The 1976-nt window shown below is 72.1% G+C and carries 3 protein-coding genes; all 3 read left to right on the top strand.

Features of this window, described 5'->3' with window-relative positions; genetic code table 11:
- Window positions 1-392, top strand: a 392-nt coding sequence (locus E1292_RS50200) for a conjugal transfer protein (protein ID WP_132606844.1), incomplete at its 5' end; no start/stop codon positions are given.
- A gap of 80 nt (window positions 393-472) precedes the next feature.
- On the top strand, window positions 473-718 hold the full coding sequence (locus E1292_RS50195; RefSeq protein ID WP_246091063.1) for a hypothetical protein: 246 nt from the start codon (window positions 473-475) through the stop codon (window positions 716-718).
- Window positions 719-771: 53 nt separating this feature from the next.
- Window positions 772-1976 (top strand): conjugal transfer protein (locus E1292_RS53270; RefSeq protein WP_246091061.1); only part of this gene is annotated, 1205 nt, incomplete at its 3' end.

Genomic DNA, 1976 nt, shown 5'->3' with positions numbered 1-1976 from the left:
GCCTCCCCCAGGTGGCCGCGCCCGAAACCGACGACGCGGCGGCGGCCGAGCTCAAGCCGCAGCTGGAGGGCTTCTTCAAGGACTACGCCGACGGTGACGCCGCCGGGTTGCAGCGCTACGTCGCCGCCGGCAAGAGCCTGCCGAGCTTCGGTGGCGCCTTCACCTTCGCAGAACTCAAGGAAGTCGTGGTGCCTGTGGGGGGTGCCACCAGAGAGATCCAGGCGGTGGTGGTGTGGACAGTGCCGAACGGCGACGTCCCGCCCACTCCCGACTCCACCGACCCCGCGGCGGCCGGCGGGCGTCTGGAGCAGGCCTACCGCCTGACCGTCGAGAAGCAGGGCGACAAGTGGTTCGTCGCCGACATCCGCGGCGCCGGCCGGGTCGCTGATTAGGGCATGGCCACGCTGCTGATCGGTACCCCCCGGGAGGACAAGAAGTGACCTATAAGACCGTACTGCTCACCTTGATCGAGATGACGCCGACACCGGTGTCGACCGGCATCGACACCGGAGGGCTCGCCGACTTCCTGCGCGCGTTCTTCGCGCCGCTGTTCCTGGTCGTCGTCTCCGTGGTGGCGCTGTTCTTCCTCTTCACCCGCGAGATCACGCGGTTCGTGCAGTTCCTCATCCTGGCCGTGGCCATCGGAGTGATCTTCTACGTTCCCAACATCATCGAGGTGACGGCGAAGGCGATCGCCGGCGCGCTGGGCATCACGTAAGGGTTGAGACCGCTCCCCGGCGGTCATGAACGAGCGGGCGAGAGGAGGGCCGTGTGGACCTGCCCACGTATACGAACATCTGGCGGATAGAGAAGCGGCTGTACAAGCTGTACGACCTGCGCCTGCCGATGCCGCTGCCGATCGTCTGGATCGGCGTCTTCGTCGGGGTGTTCGTTCCGTGGTCGCTGCTGCTGGTCCTGGTGGGCGTGCCGCTGGAGATGCCGTGGCACGTGCTGTTCCTCGTCCCGCCCGGGATCGTCACGTGGTTGTCCACCCGTCCCGTCATCGAGGGCAAGCGTCTCACCGAGCTGCTCGAGTCCCAGCTCCGCTACCTCGGCCAGCCCAGAGCCTGGTACCGCCTCGCGCCCGGCGCCGAGCCCGAGACCATCACGTTCTCCGCTCGCGTCTGGCGTGCCACCCCCGCCAGGGTCAAGTCCAAGAAGCCGCGCAAGGCCCGCCAGGCGCAGCGCAGGCGCGAGGGCCAGCGGATCACCGGGCCCCGCCAGGTGCGGCCCGCCGTGGCCGCCGCCGCTGCCGCCGCCGCACAGGCCCCGGTGGGCGAGCAGTCCGGCGCGCGTCCCGGCTGGGGCACGCGCCGCGGCACCGCGCCGGCGCTCAAGGCTCAGGCACACCAGGCGCCCCCCTCCCCGGCCCGGAGCACCGCGGGAGGCGTGATCCGGCGCGAGAAGGGGCTCTCAGGCGGCGCTGAACGCCGTCACGACCGCTCGCCCGTGCCGTCCGGTGCCCCCGGCGCGCCTGGCACCGCTCGCACCCCCGCCACCTCCGCCACCCCTGGCGCCCCTGGCGGCACCGGCGTGCCGGAGCCCGGTGACAGGCGCACATCGTTCGGGGAGACGGACGCCGAGGTACGGGCCGCGCGGGACGCGGTCGTGCCGATCAAGACGGCGGAGAGCCGCAAGCCCGTCGCCGGGAAGCCGATCGACACCGAGGCGCTGCGGAGGTTGAGAAGACTCGCGGCGAGCGCCGACGCGCCCGTCGCCACACCTGATCCCGTCCCGGCCGAGAGCCCCCGCGACGATGCCCGCCACGACGCCCGCGACGATGCCCGCGACGACGCGCTCCACGACGGGGGACAGCGCCAGGACGGGCGACAGCGCCCGGACGGCGGGCGGCACGAGGACGAGGTCGCGCGCGATCAGCACCGGAAGGGGCAGCCGCCCCGGCTGGGACCGGCCCTGGTGCTGACGGGCACGCAACGGATCTGGGTACCCCTCAACCCCGACGCCAAGCCCCTGCC

Source organism: Nonomuraea deserti, from assembly GCF_004348685.1.
In the GTDB taxonomy this organism is placed as follows: domain Bacteria; phylum Actinomycetota; class Actinomycetes; order Streptosporangiales; family Streptosporangiaceae; genus Nonomuraea; species Nonomuraea deserti.
Note: the sequence above shows the minus strand (reverse complement) of the source record. Positions and strands in the feature narration are given on the sequence as shown.